Below are 17,031 nucleotides of genomic sequence, written 5' to 3'. Positions count from 1 at the left end.
CTCGTCACTCATGCTAGATGCGCCAGCGCCTGACGGAAGGCAGGCGGCAGGCTGTCGCCGAAGCGCACACGGCCGTCGGCCTGGGTGAAGATGCCCATTTTTTCCAGCCAGGCTTCGTATTCCGGCGCAGGACGCAGGCCCAGGCTTTGCCTGGCGTACAGCGCGTCGTGGAACGAGGTGGTCTGGTAGTTGAGCATGATGTCGTCGGAGCCGGGGATGCCCATGATGAAGTTGATCCCCGCGACGCCCAGCAGGGTCAGCAGGGTGTCCATGTCGTCCTGATCGGCCTCTGCGTGGTTGGTGTAGCAGATGTCACAGCCCATCGGCACGCCCAGCAGCTTGCCGCAGAAGTGATCCTCCAGACCGGCACGGATGATCTGTTTGCCGTTGTACAGGTACTCGGGGCCGATGAAACCGACCACGGTGTTGACCAGAAACGGATTGAAATGCCGGGCGACGGCGTAGGCGCGGGTCTCGCAGGTCTGCTGGTCGACGCCATGATGCGCGTTGGCCGACAGCGCACTGCCTTGCCCGGTCTCGAAATACATCAGGTTTTGCCCGAGGGTGCCGCGGTTCAGGCTCAGACCCGCCTCATAGCCTTCCTGCAACAGCTTGAGGCTGATGCCGAAGCTGGCGTTGGCGGCTTCAGTGCCGGTGATCGACTGAAACACCAGATCGACCGGCACGCCACGGTTGATCACCTCAATGGACGTGGTGACATGGGTCAGCACGCAGGACTGCGTCGGGATTTCGTAGCGCTGGACAATGGCGTCGAGCATTTCCAACAGAGCGACGATGGACGAGGTGCTGTCGGTGGCCGGGTTGATGCCGATCATGGCATCGCCATTGCCGTACAGCAGACCGTCGAGCACGCTGGCGGCAATGCCGGACGGGTCGTCGGTGGGGTGATTGGGTTGCAGGCGTGTCGACAGCCGGCCGCGCAGGCCCATGGTGTTGCGAAAGCGCGTCACCACGCGGATTTTCTGCGCCACCAGCACCAGATCCTGCACGCGCATGATCTTTGAAACGGCAGCGGCCATTTCCGGGGTCAGGCCGGGTGCCAGCGCGCGCAGACTGGTTTCGTCGGCCTTGTCGCTGAGCAGCCAGTCGCGAAAGCCGCCTACTGTCAGATGACTGACCGGGGCAAACGCCAGTTTGTCGTGGGTGTCGATGATCAGCCGGGTGACTTCGTCCTGTTCGTAAGGGATCAGGGCCTCTTCAAGAAAGTGCTTGAGCGGAATGTTCGCCAGCGCCATCTGCGCAGCGACTCGCTCGCCGTCATTCTGCGCCGCGACTTCGGCCAGATAATCACCGGAGCGCGCAGGACTGGCCTTGGCCATGACTTCTTTGAGGCTGTCGAAGCGGTACGTCTGCGCTCCGACAGAGTGGGAAAAGCTCGCCATACAGATTCTCCATGACGTCGCGCTGCTTGCGTCGGACGTAGTCTTTCGCTGAGCCGGGTACGTCCCGGTTCAAACGACTGTGGGAAGCGATGCAAGCAATTAATACTCCATCCTGACCGGGAGTGCGAGTTTGCAGGCGTAAGCGGATTAGTCCAGGGCAGGATGCATCACGCCGCAGCGTTAAGCCGGGGCGTGATGCACAGGGTTGGTGCGTGATGTGTTTCTTGTTACCGCGCAATAGGGCTCGGTGCTATACACAAGTCCGCTTTTGATTCTGGCCGAAGGCCGTGGGAGCGAACGTGTTCGCGAAAGGGCCAGTAGATTCTCCGGGAAGGTATCATCTGAACTACCGTCTTCGCGGACAAGCGAAGCGTCGTCCGCTCCGCTCCCAGAGGGGGCGTGTTCCAACCTGACCAGGGGACCTAAATACCTAGAAGAAACCCAGCGGGTTGGTGTCGTAGCTCACCAGCAGGTTTTTGGTCTGCTGATAATGCTCAAGCGCGATTTTGTGGGTTTCGCGACCGACGCCGGATTTCTTGTAGCCACCGAACGCGGCGTGTGCCGGGTACAGGTGGTAGCAGTTGGTCCACACGCGTCCGGCCTTGATCGCCCGGCCCACGCGGTAGGCGCGGTTGATGTCGCGGGTCCACAGGCCTGCGCCCAGACCAAATTCGGTATCGTTGGCGATGGCCACGGCTTCGGCTTCGTCCTTGAAGGTCGTGACGCTGACCACCGGGCCGAAGATCTCTTCCTGGAAAACGCGCATTTTGTTGTTGCCTTTGAGCAGCGTCGGCTGGATGTAGTAGCCGGTGGACAGGCTGCCCTCGAGCTTCTCCACTTTGCCGCCGGTCAACAGTTCGGCGCCTTCGCCCTTGGCGATGTCCAGGTACGAAAGAATCTTGTCGAATTGTTGCTCGGATGCCTGGGCGCCGACCATGGTGTCGGTGTCCAGCGGGTCGCCGCGCTTGATCTTCTCGACCTTGCGCAGCACCGCTTCCATAAACTGCGGATAGATCGACTCCTGCACCAGCGCGCGGGACGGGCAGGTGCAGACTTCACCCTGATTGAAGAACGCCAGCACCAGCCCTTCAGCGGCCTTGTCGATGAACTCCGGCTCGGCGCTCATGATGTCTTCGAAGAAGATGTTCGGCGACTTGCCGCCCAGTTCCACGGTGGACGGGATGATGTTGTCCGCCGCCAGTTTCATGATATGCGAGCCGACCGGTGTCGAGCCGGTGAAGGCAATCTTGGCGATGCGTTTGCTGCTGGCCAGCGCTTCACCCGCTTCGCGGCCATAACCCTGCACGATGTTCAGCACGCCGGGAGGCAGCAGGTCGCCGATCAGTTCGATCAGCACGCTGATGCCCAGCGGCGTCTGCTCGGCAGGTTTGAGCACGATGCAATTACCGGCAGCCAGCGCAGGGGCGAGTTTCCAGGCCGCCATCAGGATCGGGAAGTTCCACGGGATGATCTGCCCGACTACGCCCAGCGGCTCATGAATGTGATAGGCCACGGTATTGCCGTCGATTTCGGCGGCGCTGCCTTCCTGCGCACGCAGCACGCCAGCAAAGTAGCGGAAATGGTCGGCGGCCAGCGGGATATCGGCGTTGAGGGTTTCGCGGATTGCCTTGCCGTTGTCCCAGGTTTCGGTGATGGCCAGGACTTCCAGATTGGCTTCGATGCGATCGGCAATCTTCAGCAGAACCAGCGAGCGGGCCTGCACCGAGGTCGAGCCCCAGGCTGCAGCGGCGGCGTGCGCAGCGTCGAGTGCCTTGTCGATGTCTTCGGCAGTGGAGCGCGGAAACTCTGCGATGGCCTTGCCGGTGACCGGCGAGGTGTTGGTGAAATACTGGCCTTTGACCGGCGCGACGAACTCGCCGCCTATGTAGTTACCGTAGCGTTCCTTGAAGTTGACGATGGCGCCTTCGGTACCGGGATGAGCGTAACGCATGGTATGTCTCCTGGTTCTTGTTGTGAGGGAGTCTGAGTCGATTCTGCTTTCGGGTATCTGGCAATGAGCGTTCAAGAATAGGCCATTTGCATTCGGCCGTGGCTAGGACTTTAGGCTTATCTGCCGGGCATTGAAATGGGGCGTGTGCGCAAGACGACGGACAAACTCAGGGTGCCATTTCACCGCCCCTACGTTAACCTGCGCAGATGTTCTGAGAGGTTGGTCATGCATATTCATATCCTTGGTATCTGCGGCACGTTCATGGGGTCTCTGGCGGTGCTTGCCAAAGAGTTGGGGCACCGGGTCACAGGCTCCGACGCCAATGTCTATCCACCGATGAGCACCCAGCTCCAGGCGCAGGGCATCGAGCTGACCCAAGGCTATGATCCCGTGCAACTGATCCCCGCGCCGGACCTGGTGGTAGTCGGCAACGCGCTGTCGCGTGGCAACCCGGCGGTTGAATATGTGCTCAACACAGGTTTGCCGTATGTGTCTGGCCCGCAGTGGCTGGCGGACCATGTGCTGCAAGGTCGCTGGGTACTGGCCGTGGCCGGCACACACGGCAAGACCACCACCAGCAGCATGCTGGCCTGGGTGCTGGAACACGCGGGCATGAGCCCCGGCTTCCTGATCGGAGGCATCCCCCAGAACTTCGCCGTGTCGGCGCGTCTGGGCGAGACCCCGTTCTTTGTGGTCGAGGCCGATGAGTACGACAGCGCCTTCTTCGACAAACGCTCCAAATTCGTCCACTACCGTCCGCGGACTGCGATTCTCAACAATCTTGAGTTTGATCATGCCGACATCTTCCCCGATCTGCCGGCCATCGAACGTCAGTTTCACCATCTGGTGCGAACTATCCCGAGCGAAGGCCTGGTAATCCACCCGACTACCGAGCCGGCGTTGTCGCGGGTCATCGAGATGGGCTGCTGGACGCCGGTACAGACCACGGGCCAGAACGGTCAGTGGCAGGCACGACTGTTGAGCGAAGACGGCTCGCGTTTTGAAGTGCTGTTCGAAGGCGAGCTTCAAGGCACTGTCGAGTGGGACATGACCGGTCAGCACAACGTGGCCAACGCCTTGGCGACGCTGGCGGCCGCTCGCCATGTGGGCGTCGTGCCGTTGCTGGGCGTGCAGGCGCTCAGTGCGTTCAAGAGCGTCAAACGGCGTATGGAAAAGGTCGCCGACGTGCGCGGCATCACTATTTATGATGACTTCGCTCACCACCCCACGGCGATCGCCACCACGCTGGACGGCCTGCGCAAAAAGGTCGGTGATGCATCGATCATTGCGGTCGTCGAGCCGCGCTCTAACTCGATGAAGCTTGGCGCGCATCGCGATGGCTTGCGGGAAAGCGTGAGTCAGGCGGATCGGGTGGTCTGGTACGCCCCGCCCAATCTGGGCTGGGACCTGGCGGCAACAGTCGCGGGAGGCACTGTGCCTGCGTTGGTCTGTGATTCCCTTGAGGCAATCATCGCCCAGGTCAAAAGCCAGGCGCAGCCCGGTACGCACATCGTGATCATGAGCAACGGCGGCTTTGGCGGCCTGCATGGCAAGCTGGCGGAGGCGCTTGAATGAGCGGCCCGGAGCGCGTTACGGTTGCCATGACTGGCGCTTCTGGCGCGCCATATGGACTGCGCCTGCTGGATTGTCTGGTGCGTGAGGACCGGGAAGTACATTTCCTGATCTCCAAGGCGGCGCAATTGGTGATGGCCACCGAGACCGACGTGCGTCTGCCGCCCAAGGCGATGATGATGCAGGCGTTTCTGACGGAGTACACCGGTGCGTCTGCCGGGCAGATTCGCGTCTATGGGCGCGATGACTGGATGTCGCCAGTGGCCTCCGGCTCGGGTGCGCCCAGCGCGATGGTGGTGGTGCCGTGTTCCACCGGTTCGCTGTCGGCGATCGCCACCGGGGCCTGCAACAATCTGATCGAGCGTGCCGCTGACGTGACGCTGAAGGAGCGGCGCCAATTGATTCTGGTGCCGCGCGAAGCGCCGTATTCCAGCATTCATCTGGAACACATGCTCAAGCTGTCGAACATGGGTGCAGTGATTTTGCCGGCGTCTCCTGGCTTTTATCACCAGCCGCAGACCATCGACGACCTGGTGGACTTTGTCGTCGCGCGGATCCTCAATCTGCTGAATATTCCTCAGGACATGCTGCCGCGCTGGGGCGAGCACCATATTGGCAGCGATGAATAAGCTGCTGCTGGTCGCGCTTGCGCTGGCGCTGACCGGCTGCGCAACGGCTCGCACGCTCAATGCGGCCAAACCGGGCGCGCCGGTGGTGTATGCCGGTACGCGGTTGAATATGTATGCGCTGCAGGGCGGCTGCTGTGCCGCCGACCGATTCGGCGCAGAAGCTCCCAGCTACCCGGGCCTTGACCTGCCGGGCAGTGCGCTGCTCGACACCCTGCTGCTGCCACTGTCATTGCTGACGGCAGCGGGGCTAGGGGTTCAGGCTACGGGCGGGCTTTAGGGTTGCCGGAGCGACACCTGAGCTGTCAGGTAAGGCTCCCTTGGTGACGCAGAGCGTCACGAACTGCATTCGCACGCGGAGCGTGGGGACGATCATCGCTGAACCTCGGCGAACCTACTTGCCCAGCTTGCGCAGCTCATCCGATTCGACGATCCGTTCGCCGTTTTGCTCTTCTAGCGCCAGCCGCCACAGGGCGCGGGCCAGGTGGCAGGCTTCGATGGCGCCGTATTTGCCGGGGATCAGTTTGGCGATGGGCGCCGCCAGTTGCTCGACCCAGCGGGTTTCAGGACGGCTGCCCACCAGCAGGGAAGGGCGGGCGATGGTCAGTTGCGGCCAGCCTTGCGCACGAAGCGCCAGTTCCATTTCGCCTTTGACACGGTTGTAGAAGGTGCTGGACGCCGGGTCTGCGCCGACTGCGCTGATCACCAGCAAGTGGCGAGCACCGAGTTCGCGGGCGCGGCTGGCGAACGCTGTGACCATGTCCAGATCAACCGCCTTGAAGGCGTCCTGCGAGCCCGCTTGTTTGATCGTGGTGCCCAGGCAGCAAAATGCGATGTCCACCCGGCCAGACAGCGTTGGCAGCAAGGTCGCCAGCTCGCCGACCGGGTTTTCCAGGTGCGAGTGTTCGGCCAGCGGCTTGCGGGTCGGTGCCAGCACGCGGGTGACGGTCGGCTCGCTGAGCAGCCTGTCCAGCAAATGCTCGCCTGTCAGGCCCGTGGCTCCTGCGAGCAGGATGTGTTGCGGCGTCAGGTACATATCGTTCTCCTTGATACGGCTAAGCCTAGCGGCTACTCGAAGTCTTCGCTTCCGTGCGGTTCAACGCCGTGCTCAACGCGCGTTCGGCCTGGCTCTTGCGCAACTGCAGCCAGCGCGCCAGGACTCCTTTGGGTGCCCATATCTGCGGTTCGGAGGCTTCGAAGTTGTCTTCGGTCTCACGTTGCGCAACATAGGCCTTCGCTTCGTTGAAAGCGTGTTGCAGGTCATCGGTTTCGACCAATGCCCTGGCAAATAGTGCATCGCCAAAATAAGTGAAGTCCGCTTCTTCCGAACAGCCGAACGAGACGCGGTCGGCGCGTGAGGCGGTCATGATCAGTGTGCGCTCATCTTTCAGGTCAGGAATGAATCCGCCGGAATAACAGGCTGAAATCACCACGACCTTGTCACGGTTCTTCAGTGGCGCGAGGGCCGCTGCCAACGCGTCGGCGGGCAGGTCTGCCAGCGACAGGCGCGGCTGGTCGAGCACCAGTTCGTGATCCTGAGTGCCATGGCTGGTCAGGTAGATGAACACCAGGTCTTCAGGCCCGGTGCGCTGGGCGAGTGTCTGCACCGCGCGGGTGATGGTCTCACGCGTCGCCATCGGCCGGTCATCCATGTGATCGCGATGATTGACCAGGCTGACTTGTCCGACGGCACCAAAACGCGACTTGAGCAGATTGCTCACGTAGTCCGCCTCGCGCATGAACACGCTCTGCTTGCCGTCGCCACCCACGACCAGCGTGTACAGCTCGGTTGCCGGTGTCGACGCTGGCACTGCCGCCAGTGCCTTGTCCAGCAGCGAACCCTGGACCAGCAGCCCGGCTTCAAGTGGGTCCGGCAGCAACTTGCCTTTGGCATCACGGATTCGCTCGCCGTTGGCCCAGATGCCGCGCTGCTCCTTGCCATCGGCGGAAATCAGCACGCCGTCGCCATGGTAGGTGTCATCGGCGAACTGGCCGATGTAGCGGCTGCCATCGGCCAGTAGCAACTGGCCCTGACCCATGAAGCGCCAGTTGTCGAAATCACCCTGATAGCGGCTGCCGTCAGAGCCGATCAACTCGCCTTTGCCGGTCAGCGCGCCTTCCTTGAACTCGCCGCTCCAGACGTCGCCGTCGCTGTTTTCGTAACGACCCTTGCCGTCCAGCTGGCTGTTGCGGAAATTGCCGACGTACTGATCGCCGTCGGTGCTGGTAAAGCTGCCGGTGCCCTGCAATTGACCGTCGATGAAATTGCCGCTGTATTGGTTGCCGCTGGCATCACTGCGCGAACCCTCACCATTGGCCTTGCCATTGGCGAACATGCCCTGATGCTGGCTGCCGTCTTCCAGTTCCAGGCGACCGGGGCCGTCGTACACGCCGGCCTTGAACTGGCCACGGTAAAGCACACCCTTGTCTTTCTGGGTGCCTTCGCCGTCACGCATGCCAAGCTTGAAGCTGCCGACATAGCTCGCGCCAGCGCGGGTGGTCAGTCGGCCCTGGCCATTGAACAGACCTTGCTCGAAACCGCCCTTGTAGACGTCGCCGTTGCTGGAGTGCCATTCGCCCTGGCCTTGCCGCAGGCCGTTTTCGAACTGACCTGCGTACCAACTGCCGTTGGGGTAATCGATGCGCCCCTGGCCCTGCAGGACGCCGTTGACCAGATCGCCCCGATAGCGTCCGCCGTCGGGCAGGCGACCGTCGGGTGGCAAAATTGATTCGCCATCACCGCAGCCTGCGATCAAGAGTGTCAAAGCCAATGGAGCGAGCGCGCGCATGTGAGATCCCGGAAGAATGATTCAGGGGCGAGCCCGGCTCCGCTTGAGCAGATGTTATGGGTCACGACCGCAGGGGAGTATGCCGCAGCGAGTCAACGGGATGAAACAGTCTGTTACGACTGTTTCATGTTTTAAACGCTTTACACGAAACACAACGTCAAAGGTTCGGCCACAAATGCGGGTTTTTCCTGACCTTCTATCTCTAGGGTGGCCGTTGCCTTGAGCAACCACTGTCCGGGTTTTTTCTCGCTCACGTCGGTCAGCTGGACCTTGAGGCGCACCCGTGAGTTGACCGTCACCGGTTGAACGAAGCGCACACTGTCTATCCCGTAATTGACCGCCATTTTCAAGCCTTCGGGCAGTACCATGATGCCCTCCATGAGTTGGGGGATCAGCGACAACGACAGAAAGCCGTGTGCAATGGTCGCGCCGAACGGCGTCTGCGCCGCTTTGACAGGGTCGACATGGATGAATTGGAAGTCCCCTGTGGCGTCGGCGAACAGGTTGATACGCTGCTGGTCGATGGTCAGCCAGTCTGAATAGCCTGCGTCCTTGCCGATGTGTTGCTTGAGTTCTGCGACGGGTACAAAAGGCATGCTGCTCTCCTTGTCTGATGAGGGGCTATTGAGCTGCCTGCCCGCATCGGCTCATGCCTGCAGGCGAATGATCAGATCAGCAGAGGGCGGCTGGCCGGTCAAGCAACTGCGGCAATGCGAATACCCACTCATGACCTCTGGCGCAGCGTGTTTATAATGACGCCGATCGTTCGCCGGGTTCGTTTATCTGCTGGAGTCTTCATGCTGTTAAGGGGTTTGACATGGCTGGTGCTGTTCCAATTGCTGGGGACCGCACTCAACCACCTGTTTCTGGCGATTTTGCCGGGGCCGATCATCGGCCTTGTGCTGTTGATGGCCTATCTGATGTGGCGCGGTGAAGTCAGCGAGCCGATCAGCATGGCGGCCAGCAGTCTGCTGCGCTATCTGCCGTTGCTGCTGGTGCCGCCTGCGGTCGGGGTGATGGTGTACGCGTCGGCCATCGCCGAGGACTTCTGGGCGATCTTCGGCACGCTGACCCTGTCGCTGATGATTTCCGTGGTCTTTGTCGGCTGGCTGATGCAGACACTGATCAGGCGTCAGGCCCAGCGCCGGGAGTCGCCATGAATCTTGACTGGCACGGTGCATGGTTGTCGGTGATTCACCACCCGCTTTTCGGCATCGCGATAACCCTGGGCGCCTATCAACTGGCGATGGCGGCCTACGAAAGAACCCGCTGGCTGTTTCTGCAGCCTGTGCTGGTCTCGATGGTGGTGGTGATCGGGGTCGTGCTGTTCTGCGACCTGGAATATACCGAGTACCGCAAAAGCACCGAGATTCTGGTCACGCTGCTGGGGCCTGCAACCGTCGCGCTGGCGGTCCCGCTCTACTTGAATATGCGCCGGATCCGCCAGTTGTTCTGGCCGGTCTTGACTACGCTGGTAGTCGGCGGGGTGTTTGCCACCGGCTTGTGCGTGGGGTTCGGGGTGCTGTTCGGTGCCGACCACATGATTCTGATGACCATGGCACCCAAATCAGTGACATCGCCCATCGCCATGCTGGTCGCCGAGCAGATCGGCGGGGTTGCCGCACTGGCGGCGGTTTTTGTGTTGATTACTGGCGTATTCGGTGCAATTTTCGGCCCCGGTCTGTTGTCACTGATCGGGGTGGATAATCCTGCTGCCCGAGGCATGGCGCTGGGGCTTACCGCGCATGCGGTAGGCACATCCGTGGCATTGCAGGAGGGGGAAGAATCGGGGGCTTTTGCTGCGTTGGCAATGAGTCTGATGGGCGTTGCAACGGCATTGTTCCTGCCGCTGGCAATGTCGCTGGCCATTTAAAAGGAGGCTTTTCTATGACGCTGCCATTGTTTCCGCTGAATGCTGTGCTGTTTCCGGGGTGCGTGCTTGATCTGCAACTGTTTGAAGCCCGCTACCTGGACATGATCGGCCGCTGCATGAAGCAGGGGGAAGGGTTCGGTGTGGTGTGTATCACCGAGGGAAGTGAAGTCGGCTCAGTGCCGGGCGGCTACTCGATGATCGGCTGCGAAGCGCTGGTCACGGATTTTCAGCAGCAGGAAAACGGCTTGCTGGGCATTCGTGTCGTCGGCGGACGTCGCTTCCGGGTTGTCGCTGCTGAGGTTCAGCGCGATCAACTGCTGGTGGCCGAGGTCGAGTGGCTGGAAGAGCCCGTGGAGCGCCCGCTGCAGGAGGAAGACGCCGACCTCGTGGCCCTGCTCGAAGCGCTGGCCGAGCACCCGATGGTGGCTTCCTTGAACATGGGCGTGTCTGCCGGTGGGCAATACGCATTGTCCAACCAGCTTGCCTATCTGCTGCCGTTTACCGAAAAAGACAAAGTGGAGCTGCTGGAAATCGACGATCCCGAAGAGCGCCTCGACGCGATTCAGGAATTGCTCGATGAAATGCAGGGCGATCTGCAGGCCTGAGCCTCGCTCGACCTTTTCATTGCGCAACACGTCAGGCGAGCTTAGCGCGGTGGATACTGCTCCAGGATTTTCGCCACTGTGGTGCGCATGGCCTGATCGCGTTCGGACGGGCTGCCGGCGTTGTCGTTGAGGATGCGCTCGGTGCTGCCACGCCAGACCAGTTTGCCGTCCTTGCCGTCGAACATATCGATCTGCACGGTGCCGACCTTGTAATCGACGCTGCGGGTTTCGGTGTTCATCGGCCCGTTCCAGTAGCCATAACCACCCCAGGGGCTCCAGCCGCCGCCATAGTTGGTGCTGACCGTCTGCTGACGGTTTTCGACAATCAGCCAGGCCTGCACTTTCAAATCCGGCCTGGCACCGGCTGTTGCCATGCGCAATCCACGCTGATCCAGCTGCTCGCCGATCGACTGGCGAAGGCGTTGCTCGGTCAGGTCGCTCTTGAGCCTTGGATCATTGTCGGGCTGATACTGAACGGCGGGCTCTTTCCAGCTCCAGCTGCGATAGCCGCCGAAATCCCGCTGGGCATCGAAGTCGCGATTGATCGAGTTGCTCTGACAGGCCGTCAGCAACAAGGCACAGGTCAGCAGAACGATACGGCGAAACATGGCAGTTCTCCGAAAGGGTTACGAAGGCGGGTAGGCCGCCAGAGCCTGTTGCACGGCCTGACGCAACGCACTGCTGCGGTCGGCCAGATTATTGCTGGCGCGCGCATCGGCGCTGGCGCTCCATACCGGCTGGCCGCTGCGCGCGTCGATCAGGTTGATCTGCACCACCATGACCTTTTCCTGATAGGTGCGCACCACCGGCACACTGGCGTAGCCGCCATAACCGGGCCGGTATCCATCGTAGCGCCCATAGCCCATGCCGCCCCCATAGTAGGGATCGTAATCTTCACGCACCTGACGCAGTCGGGTTTCCTGCCGGGTCGTGGTCGTGACGTACAGGTCTGCCGGCTGATTGCCGCGAGCCGGTCGCAAGCCACGCTGGTCCAGGCCGTTGCTCACGGCTTCGACCACCTGCGCCGAATCCACCCACGCCGTTCCGGGCGGCAGCTGGCCGTTGAGCCAGCCCCAGGATCGATAACGTCCATAGTCACGCGGCGGCGCAGGATAGGCGCTCATGTCCAGCGTCTTTGCCGCCTGCGCAGGAGCGGGAGGCATGGGCAGAGAGCTGGCGACATACGGGTTGTCGCTCTGGCAGGCGCTGATCCCGAGCAGAGCGGTTCCAAGCAGCACGGCAAACAAGGCAGAACGGTGTTTCATGGTGGGCTCCGCAGTGATATCAGACCGGACGGCACATCCAGTGAAGGTATCGACCCAGCCCGGCAAAGGCTGGATGACGCCGGTGCGCCAGTTCCATTTCCAGCAGATCCGTCAGCTCGGCCCGAGCCTGGAATTCAACCGGCATGTAATCGTGAAATACCCGCACCCCGCTACGGGTTTCGACTTGCCACAGTCCTTCAAGTTGCGTCGCCAGCTCCCGAGGGTCGAGCGGTTGCTGAGGCGTCAGGCTCTGTTTTTCCCCGGCCATGTCATTTTTGCGCATCTTGCGGAAGTGGCCCTTCAGCAGGTTGCGATAGATCAAGGCATCGCGGTTGTAAAACGCCAGCGACAACCAGCCATCGTCCTTGGTCAACTGGCGCAGCACCGGGAGGATGCTGTGCGGCTCGGCCAGCCACTCCAGCACCGCGTGGCACAGCACCAGATCATAAGTGTCGCTCAGTAAATCGGGCAGTGCCTGCCACGGAGCCTGAATGAAGGTTGCCGTCTGTCCGGCATCGGCGAAGCGCTGACGTGCGCCTTCGAGCATCGGCTCGGCGGGTTCGGCCAGGGTCACCTGATGACCCTGTTCGGCCAGCCACAGTGACATGTGGCCCAGCCCGGCGCCGATATCCAGTACACGAAGCGGTCGCGCCGGCAGGGTCTCGGTCAGGTCGGCCTGCAGCACCGCCAGACGAATGGCTCCCTTGGCACCGCCATAGATCTTTTCCGCAAAGCGGGTCGCCAGCTGGTCGAAATGCCGATCACTCACTTGGCAAATCTCCGCTCGCTGTCAGCCAGCTTGTTACGCACCACTGTGTCCATGTCCAGGCCCAGTTCGCTGCACAGCAACAACAGGTAGAGGACGATGTCGCCGACTTCCTGGCCGGCGTGCTCCAATTGGTCGGCAGGCAGCTCGCGGGACTGGTCTTCGCGCAGCCACTGGAATATTTCCACCAGCTCGGCCATCTCCACGCTGGCAGCCATGGCCAGGTTTTTCGGGCTGTGAAATGGCTTCCAGTCATTCTGGTCGCGGATTCGGTGCAGGCGTTGGGTCAACTCGTCGAGGTTCATCGTGCTCTCCTGAAGACGCATAGCTTCAGGGGGAACGGGTCGCCAGGCAAGTGGGCGTTGAGGTTTGTTCAGCCGTCGATGGGAGCAGGGCTCCCGTCAGAGGTGTTCATCAGCCTGTACGTCACTCGCTGAGAGGCTGCCAGCTACCGACCATATGCACGATGCCCTCCTGGCCTTCGACACGGAACTGGCCGTGCGAGCCAGCAGCACTGGCCGACAGCGTCACGTCTGCAGGCAGGCGTACAGGCTTCTGGAACTGCACGCTGATCTCGACATTCGAGGCCGGCAAATGCTCGCCCAGCGCCGCGAGCGTACGGGCCTTGAGCCACATGCCGTGGGCGATGGCGCGAGGGAAACCGAACAGCCTGGCGCTGGGGGCGCTGAGGTGAATCGGGTTGTAGTCGCCCGACACCTTGGCGTACTCGCGGCCTATCTGCGCCGTCGCCCGCCAGCCTTGCAGCTCGCTGAGTGGTAGCGGCGCGGCTTCGGGATAGCTCACTGGGCTGTCTTCCAGATGCACGGCGGTGCACAGCAGGGTGCTTTCTTCTTCCCACAACAGCCCCATGCCGTCTTCGGCCTGAGTGACCAGCGTGAACGTTGCACCCTTGGCGTGCGGGCGCAGATCAGTGGCCTGAACACTGATGTACAACTGGCTCACCCCGCCCAGTGGACGATGCGTACGGGTGCGATTGGCGAGGTGAATCAACCCCAGCAGCGGAAACGGAAACTCCTCGGAGGTCATCAATTGCATTTGCAACGGAAACGCCAGCACGTGCGGATAGGTCGGAGGCAGCAGGCTGCTCTCTTCGAATCCGCAGACCTTGCGGTACGCTTCAAGCTTGTCGGTATCGACCGCAATCCAGCTGCGCAAGCCCAGATCGGGTAGCTGCATCCCGGTGACCTTGCGCCTGAGCGCTGCCTGGATGAACAGGTTGGACAGGGGCTGCAGGGAATTGAGGTAGCGCCAGTGAGCCGTCATCATCCATCTCCTTGAATTCGATGCGGGTGCTTAAGCCCCGATCACGTTTTGACCACATACACGTAGAACCTGACCGCTCACCGCGCCGCTGCCCGGCTGGCTGAACCACGCCACTGCTTCGGCAACGTCCTGGGGCGAACCGCCCTGACCCAGCGAACTCATGCGCCGCCCGGCTTCACGCAGGGTGAACGGCATGTGCGCGGTCATTTTGGTTTCGATGAAGCCCGGCGCGACGGCGTTGATGCTGATGCCGCGTGACTTGAGCCCGGGGGCCATGGCCCGTGCAAAACCGATCAGGCCGGCCTTACTGGTGGTGTAGTTGGTTTGCCCGCGATTACCGGCGATACCGCTGATCGAGGCCATGAGCACGATTCGCGCGTTATCCTTCAAGGCTCCCGCATCGAGCAGCACCTGAGTCAGCACTTGCGGCGCATTGAGGTTGACCGCCAGTACCGAGTCCCAGAAATCTTCCGGCATGTTGACCAGTGTCTTGTCGCGCGTGATGCCGGCGTTGTGCACCAATATGTCGACGCCGTCCGGCAGGTGTTCGAGCAATTGTGCAGGGGCATCTGCCGCACAGATATCCAGTGCCAGAGCCTGACCGCCAAGCCGCGAGGCCAGTGCTTCCAGCTCGTTTTTGGTCTGCGGTACATCCAGCAGGATGACCTGCGCGCCATCACGGGTCAGCGTTTCGGCTATAGACGCGCCAATGCCGCGCGCCGCGCCCGTCACCACTGCCTTGCGTCCGGCCAACGGGCGGGTCCAGTCCTGCACCTTGCTCGGGCAGGCACTCAGGTGGACGAACTGGCCGGAGATGAACGCAGCCTTGGGCGTGAGGAAGAAGCGCAGGGCGCCCTCCAGTTGATCCTGCGCGTCGTCATCCACCTGCAGCAACTTGACCGTTGCGCCATTGCGCACTTCCTTGGCCAGTGAGCGGCTGAAGCCTTCGATGGCCTGTTGAGTGCTGGCGGCCAGCGGATCAGCGAGTGTCTCGGGGGATTTGCCGAGGATGACCACATGCGCGCAGTGATCGAGGTTGCGTAGCAGCGGCTGAAAGAAGTCCCGCAACTGCCTGAGCTGATCGGTGCGCAGGATCTGGCTGGCGTCGAAAACCACTGCTTTCAGGCGCGGTCCCTGGTTGGACACCCACGTGGTGGCGCCGGGCATGTCGCTGCCGAAGCTGTACAGCGAGTCGGTCAGACGGCTGGCGAACTGGCGAACCTGATCCCCCAGCGGTCCTGCGCTGATCAGCAAGGTCCCTTCGACGGGGCGCAGACGTCCGGCCTGCCAGCGCTCCAGGTGAGTGGGGGCGGGCAGACCGACGGCCTTCACCAGGCGCCGACCCATGTCGGAGTTGGCGAAATCAATATAGCGATCTGACGGCATGGAACACTCTCCTGAAGTCGGGGTTCAAAGGAATGGACCACGGTGGCATGACGTTTGTTCTTGCGATCGACACGGCTCATTCATTCGCTTGAAGAAAGGGAGTTTTCCATGACGCATCCTCGTCGGGTCGCCATCGTCGGCGGTAACCGCATTCCGTTCGCACGCTCCAATGGCCCTTATGCCACGGCCAGTAATCAGGACATGCTCACGGCTGCTCTGGAAGGGCTGATCGAGCGCTTCAATCTGCACGGGCTGCGCATGGGCGAGGTGGTGACGGGCGCGGTGCTCAAACACTCCAGAGACTTCAACCTGACCCGCGAATGCGTGCTCGGCTCGCGGCTCTCGGCACAGACCCCGGCCTACGACATTCAACAAGCGTGCGGTACGGGGCTTGAAGCGGCTTTGCTGGTGGCCAACAAGATCGCTCTGGGGCAGATCGAGTGCGGCATTGCCGGCGGCGTGGACACCACGTCCGATGCACCGATCGGCGTCAACGAGGGGCTGCGCAAGATCCTGCTGCAGGTAAACCGCAGCAAGACGCCCGGTGACAAACTCAAGGCCCTGATGCAGTTGCGTCCACACCACCTCAAGCCGGAGCTGCCCCGTAACGGCGAGCCACGCACGCGCTTGTCGATGGGCCAGCATTGCGAGCTGATGGCGCAGACCTGGGGCATAGAGCGTGGGCCGCAGGATCAGTTGGCGCTCGAGAGTCACCTGAAAATGGCGGCAGCCTACGCCGAGGGCTGGCAGGATGATTTGATGACGCCGTATCTGGGGCTGATCCGTGACAACAACCTGCGTCCGGACCTGACGCTTGAAAAGCTGGCCAGCCTCAAGCCCGCGTTCGAGCGCAGCGCCAAGGGCACCTTGTCGGCGGGCAATTCGACACCGCTGACCGATGGCGCGTCGGTGGTGTTGCTGGCCAGCGAGGAATGGGCTCGCGAGCGGGGCCTGCCGGTGCTGGCCTACTGGCGCGATGGCGAGGCCGCAGCGGTGGATTTCGTCAACGGTGCAGAAGGGCTGCTGATGGCGCCGGTCTACGCCGTTCCGCGCCTGCTGGCCCGCAATGGCCTGACCCTTCAGGACTTCGATTACTACGAAATCCACGAAGCCTTCGCCGCGCAGGTGCTGTGCACCCTCAAGGCCTGGGAAGATGCCGACTACTGCAAGACCCGTCTGGGCCTGGACGCGCCGCTGGGGTCGATTGATCGCAGCAAACTGAACGTCAAGGGCAGCTCACTGGCTGCCGGCCACCCGTTCGCTGCGACCGGAGGCCGCATCGTCGCCAACCTGGCCAAGCTGCTGGACGCGGCAGGCAGCGGACGCGGATTGATTTCGATCTGTGCCGCAGGCGGCCAGGGCGTGACGGCGATTCTGGAGCGTTAGGCAAATGGCTGGGGTCATGGGCATAATCCACAACTGAACTACGCAGAGCATGGGCACGATCACGGTCTACCTGTCGACTATCGTTTCTCACGCTCCAGTGGAATGCATGTCGTGACGCTCCGCGT

The 17,031-nt window shown here is 61.8% G+C and carries 18 protein-coding genes; 7 read left to right on the top strand and 11 right to left on the bottom strand.

All coding sequences use genetic code 11. The features are described from left to right. Positions 1-8: 8 nt before the first annotated feature. Positions 9-1,403, bottom strand: a complete 1,395-nt coding sequence (locus tag JOE34_RS03145) for an ethanolamine ammonia-lyase subunit EutB (protein WP_004407936.1) — start codon at positions 1,401-1,403, stop codon at positions 9-11. 430 nt (positions 1,404-1,833) lie between these two features. Next, complete coding sequence (locus tag JOE34_RS03140; protein WP_003422285.1) at positions 1,834-3,354, bottom strand: aldehyde dehydrogenase family protein; 1,521 nt, start codon at positions 3,352-3,354, stop codon at positions 1,834-1,836. Positions 3,355-3,579: 225 nt separating this feature from the next. On the opposite strand from JOE34_RS03140, the gene mpl reads away from it, so the two are divergent. From mpl to JOE34_RS03125, 3 genes are read left to right on the top strand one after another with little or no spacing between them, the layout of a single operon-like run. Beyond that, entirely contained in the window at positions 3,580-4,929 is a 1,350-nt protein-coding gene (gene mpl, locus JOE34_RS03135; protein WP_209995102.1) for a UDP-N-acetylmuramate:L-alanyl-gamma-D-glutamyl-meso-diaminopimelate ligase, read from the top strand. Then, positions 4,926-5,555: a flavin prenyltransferase UbiX gene (gene ubiX / locus JOE34_RS03130; RefSeq protein ID WP_003393457.1), complete on the top strand. Its 630-nt coding sequence runs from the start codon at positions 4,926-4,928 to the stop codon at positions 5,553-5,555. Before mpl ends, ubiX begins: the two co-directional genes overlap by 4 nt. Beyond that, the gene (locus JOE34_RS03125) at positions 5,548-5,832 is read left to right on the top strand and encodes a YceK/YidQ family lipoprotein (RefSeq protein ID WP_003393455.1); all 285 of its coding nucleotides are present in this window, start codon (positions 5,548-5,550) and stop codon (positions 5,830-5,832) included. The genes ubiX and JOE34_RS03125 overlap by 8 nt, the downstream gene beginning before the upstream one ends. A gap of 114 nt (positions 5,833-5,946) precedes the next feature. Here JOE34_RS03125 and JOE34_RS03120 read toward each other — a convergent pair whose 3' ends face one another. The 3 genes from JOE34_RS03120 to JOE34_RS03110 form a co-directional block, all read right to left on the bottom strand. Further along, complete coding sequence (locus JOE34_RS03120; protein ID WP_003393453.1) at positions 5,947-6,588, bottom strand: NAD(P)H-binding protein; 642 nt, start codon at positions 6,586-6,588, stop codon at positions 5,947-5,949. Between the two features lie 25 nt (positions 6,589-6,613). Next, positions 6,614-8,341: a C13 family peptidase gene (locus tag JOE34_RS03115; protein WP_198702207.1), complete on the bottom strand. Its 1,728-nt coding sequence runs from the start codon at positions 8,339-8,341 to the stop codon at positions 6,614-6,616. A gap of 140 nt (positions 8,342-8,481) precedes the next feature. Then, positions 8,482-8,937, bottom strand: a complete 456-nt coding sequence (locus JOE34_RS03110) for a MaoC family dehydratase (RefSeq protein ID WP_010407873.1) — start codon at positions 8,935-8,937, stop codon at positions 8,482-8,484. A 201-nt stretch (positions 8,938-9,138) separates the two neighbouring features. Here JOE34_RS03110 and JOE34_RS03105 point away from each other — a divergent pair, with 201 nt between their 5' ends. Genes JOE34_RS03105 through JOE34_RS03095 form a run of 3 tightly spaced genes read left to right on the top strand, consistent with a single transcriptional unit; the run spans position 9,139 to position 10,819 of the window. Continuing rightward, entirely contained in the window at positions 9,139-9,501 is a 363-nt protein-coding gene (locus JOE34_RS03105; protein ID WP_161421798.1) for a CidA/LrgA family protein, read from the top strand. Further along, the gene (locus JOE34_RS03100) at positions 9,498-10,214 is read left to right on the top strand and encodes an LrgB family protein (RefSeq protein WP_003422277.1); all 717 of its coding nucleotides are present in this window, start codon (positions 9,498-9,500) and stop codon (positions 10,212-10,214) included. The genes JOE34_RS03105 and JOE34_RS03100 overlap by 4 nt, the downstream gene beginning before the upstream one ends. Positions 10,215-10,228: 14 nt before the next feature. Continuing rightward, positions 10,229-10,819, top strand: a complete 591-nt coding sequence (locus JOE34_RS03095; protein ID WP_003318666.1) for an LON peptidase substrate-binding domain-containing protein — start codon at positions 10,229-10,231, stop codon at positions 10,817-10,819. Positions 10,820-10,860: 41 nt separating this feature from the next. Here JOE34_RS03095 and JOE34_RS03090 read toward each other — a convergent pair whose 3' ends face one another. The 6 genes from JOE34_RS03090 to JOE34_RS03065 form a co-directional block, all read right to left on the bottom strand. Next, positions 10,861-11,427: a DUF4136 domain-containing protein gene (locus JOE34_RS03090; protein ID WP_024648581.1), complete on the bottom strand. Its 567-nt coding sequence runs from the start codon at positions 11,425-11,427 to the stop codon at positions 10,861-10,863. Positions 11,428-11,445: 18 nt separating this feature from the next. Further along, positions 11,446-12,084 (bottom strand): DUF4136 domain-containing protein, encoded by a 639-nt coding sequence (locus tag JOE34_RS03085; protein ID WP_003393446.1) that lies wholly within the window; start codon positions 12,082-12,084, stop codon positions 11,446-11,448. Between the two features lie 19 nt (positions 12,085-12,103). After that, positions 12,104-12,853 (bottom strand): methyltransferase domain-containing protein, encoded by a 750-nt coding sequence (locus tag JOE34_RS03080; protein ID WP_003318664.1) that lies wholly within the window; start codon positions 12,851-12,853, stop codon positions 12,104-12,106. Then, entirely contained in the window at positions 12,850-13,155 is a 306-nt protein-coding gene (locus JOE34_RS03075) for a MazG-like family protein (RefSeq protein ID WP_010407916.1), read from the bottom strand. Before JOE34_RS03075 ends, JOE34_RS03080 begins: the two co-directional genes overlap by 4 nt. A 121-nt stretch (positions 13,156-13,276) precedes the next feature. Next, positions 13,277-14,134: a MaoC/PaaZ C-terminal domain-containing protein gene (locus JOE34_RS03070; protein ID WP_010407919.1), complete on the bottom strand. Its 858-nt coding sequence runs from the start codon at positions 14,132-14,134 to the stop codon at positions 13,277-13,279. Positions 14,135-14,164: 30 nt separating this feature from the next. After that, positions 14,165-15,520, bottom strand: a complete 1,356-nt coding sequence (locus JOE34_RS03065; protein ID WP_003422269.1) for a 3-oxoacyl-ACP reductase — start codon at positions 15,518-15,520, stop codon at positions 14,165-14,167. A 108-nt stretch (positions 15,521-15,628) separates the two neighbouring features. On the opposite strand from JOE34_RS03065, the gene JOE34_RS03060 reads away from it, so the two are divergent. Then, on the top strand, positions 15,629-16,906 hold the full coding sequence (locus tag JOE34_RS03060; RefSeq protein WP_003393440.1) for an acetyl-CoA C-acetyltransferase: 1,278 nt from the start codon (positions 15,629-15,631) through the stop codon (positions 16,904-16,906). Positions 16,907-17,031: the final 125 nt, after the last annotated feature.

The sequence above is a fragment of the Pseudomonas sp. PvP028 genome (genome assembly GCF_017832255.1).
GTDB lineage: Bacteria > Pseudomonadota > Gammaproteobacteria > Pseudomonadales > Pseudomonadaceae > Aquipseudomonas > Aquipseudomonas syringae.
This window is presented reverse-complemented; position numbering and strand designations above follow the sequence as displayed.

What these genes read in the sequence shown, in the direction of transcription:
- JOE34_RS03145 (WP_004407936.1), bottom strand. Translation starts at nt 1,403, where the DNA reads ATGGCGAGCTTTTCCCACTCTGTCGGAGCGCAGACGTACCGCTTCGAC.
- JOE34_RS03140 (WP_003422285.1), bottom strand. Translation starts at nt 3,354, where the DNA reads ATGCGTTACGCTCATCCCGGTACCGAAGGCGCCATCGTCAACTTCAAG.
- mpl (WP_209995102.1), top strand. Translation starts at nt 3,580, where the DNA reads ATGCATATTCATATCCTTGGTATCTGCGGCACGTTCATGGGGTCTCTG.
- ubiX (WP_003393457.1), top strand. Translation starts at nt 4,926, where the DNA reads ATGAGCGGCCCGGAGCGCGTTACGGTTGCCATGACTGGCGCTTCTGGC.
- JOE34_RS03125 (WP_003393455.1), top strand. Translation starts at nt 5,548, where the DNA reads ATGAATAAGCTGCTGCTGGTCGCGCTTGCGCTGGCGCTGACCGGCTGC.
- JOE34_RS03120 (WP_003393453.1), bottom strand. Translation starts at nt 6,588, where the DNA reads ATGTACCTGACGCCGCAACACATCCTGCTCGCAGGAGCCACGGGCCTG.
- JOE34_RS03115 (WP_198702207.1), bottom strand. Translation starts at nt 8,341, where the DNA reads ATGCGCGCGCTCGCTCCATTGGCTTTGACACTCTTGATCGCAGGCTGC.
- JOE34_RS03110 (WP_010407873.1), bottom strand. Translation starts at nt 8,937, where the DNA reads ATGCCTTTTGTACCCGTCGCAGAACTCAAGCAACACATCGGCAAGGAC.
- JOE34_RS03105 (WP_161421798.1), top strand. Translation starts at nt 9,139, where the DNA reads ATGCTGTTAAGGGGTTTGACATGGCTGGTGCTGTTCCAATTGCTGGGG.
- JOE34_RS03100 (WP_003422277.1), top strand. Translation starts at nt 9,498, where the DNA reads ATGAATCTTGACTGGCACGGTGCATGGTTGTCGGTGATTCACCACCCG.
- JOE34_RS03095 (WP_003318666.1), top strand. Translation starts at nt 10,229, where the DNA reads ATGACGCTGCCATTGTTTCCGCTGAATGCTGTGCTGTTTCCGGGGTGC.
- JOE34_RS03090 (WP_024648581.1), bottom strand. Translation starts at nt 11,427, where the DNA reads ATGTTTCGCCGTATCGTTCTGCTGACCTGTGCCTTGTTGCTGACGGCC.
- JOE34_RS03085 (WP_003393446.1), bottom strand. Translation starts at nt 12,084, where the DNA reads ATGAAACACCGTTCTGCCTTGTTTGCCGTGCTGCTTGGAACCGCTCTG.
- JOE34_RS03075 (WP_010407916.1), bottom strand. Translation starts at nt 13,155, where the DNA reads ATGAACCTCGACGAGTTGACCCAACGCCTGCACCGAATCCGCGACCAG.
- JOE34_RS03070 (WP_010407919.1), bottom strand. Translation starts at nt 14,134, where the DNA reads ATGACGGCTCACTGGCGCTACCTCAATTCCCTGCAGCCCCTGTCCAAC.
- JOE34_RS03065 (WP_003422269.1), bottom strand. Translation starts at nt 15,520, where the DNA reads ATGCCGTCAGATCGCTATATTGATTTCGCCAACTCCGACATGGGTCGG.
- JOE34_RS03060 (WP_003393440.1), top strand. Translation starts at nt 15,629, where the DNA reads ATGACGCATCCTCGTCGGGTCGCCATCGTCGGCGGTAACCGCATTCCG.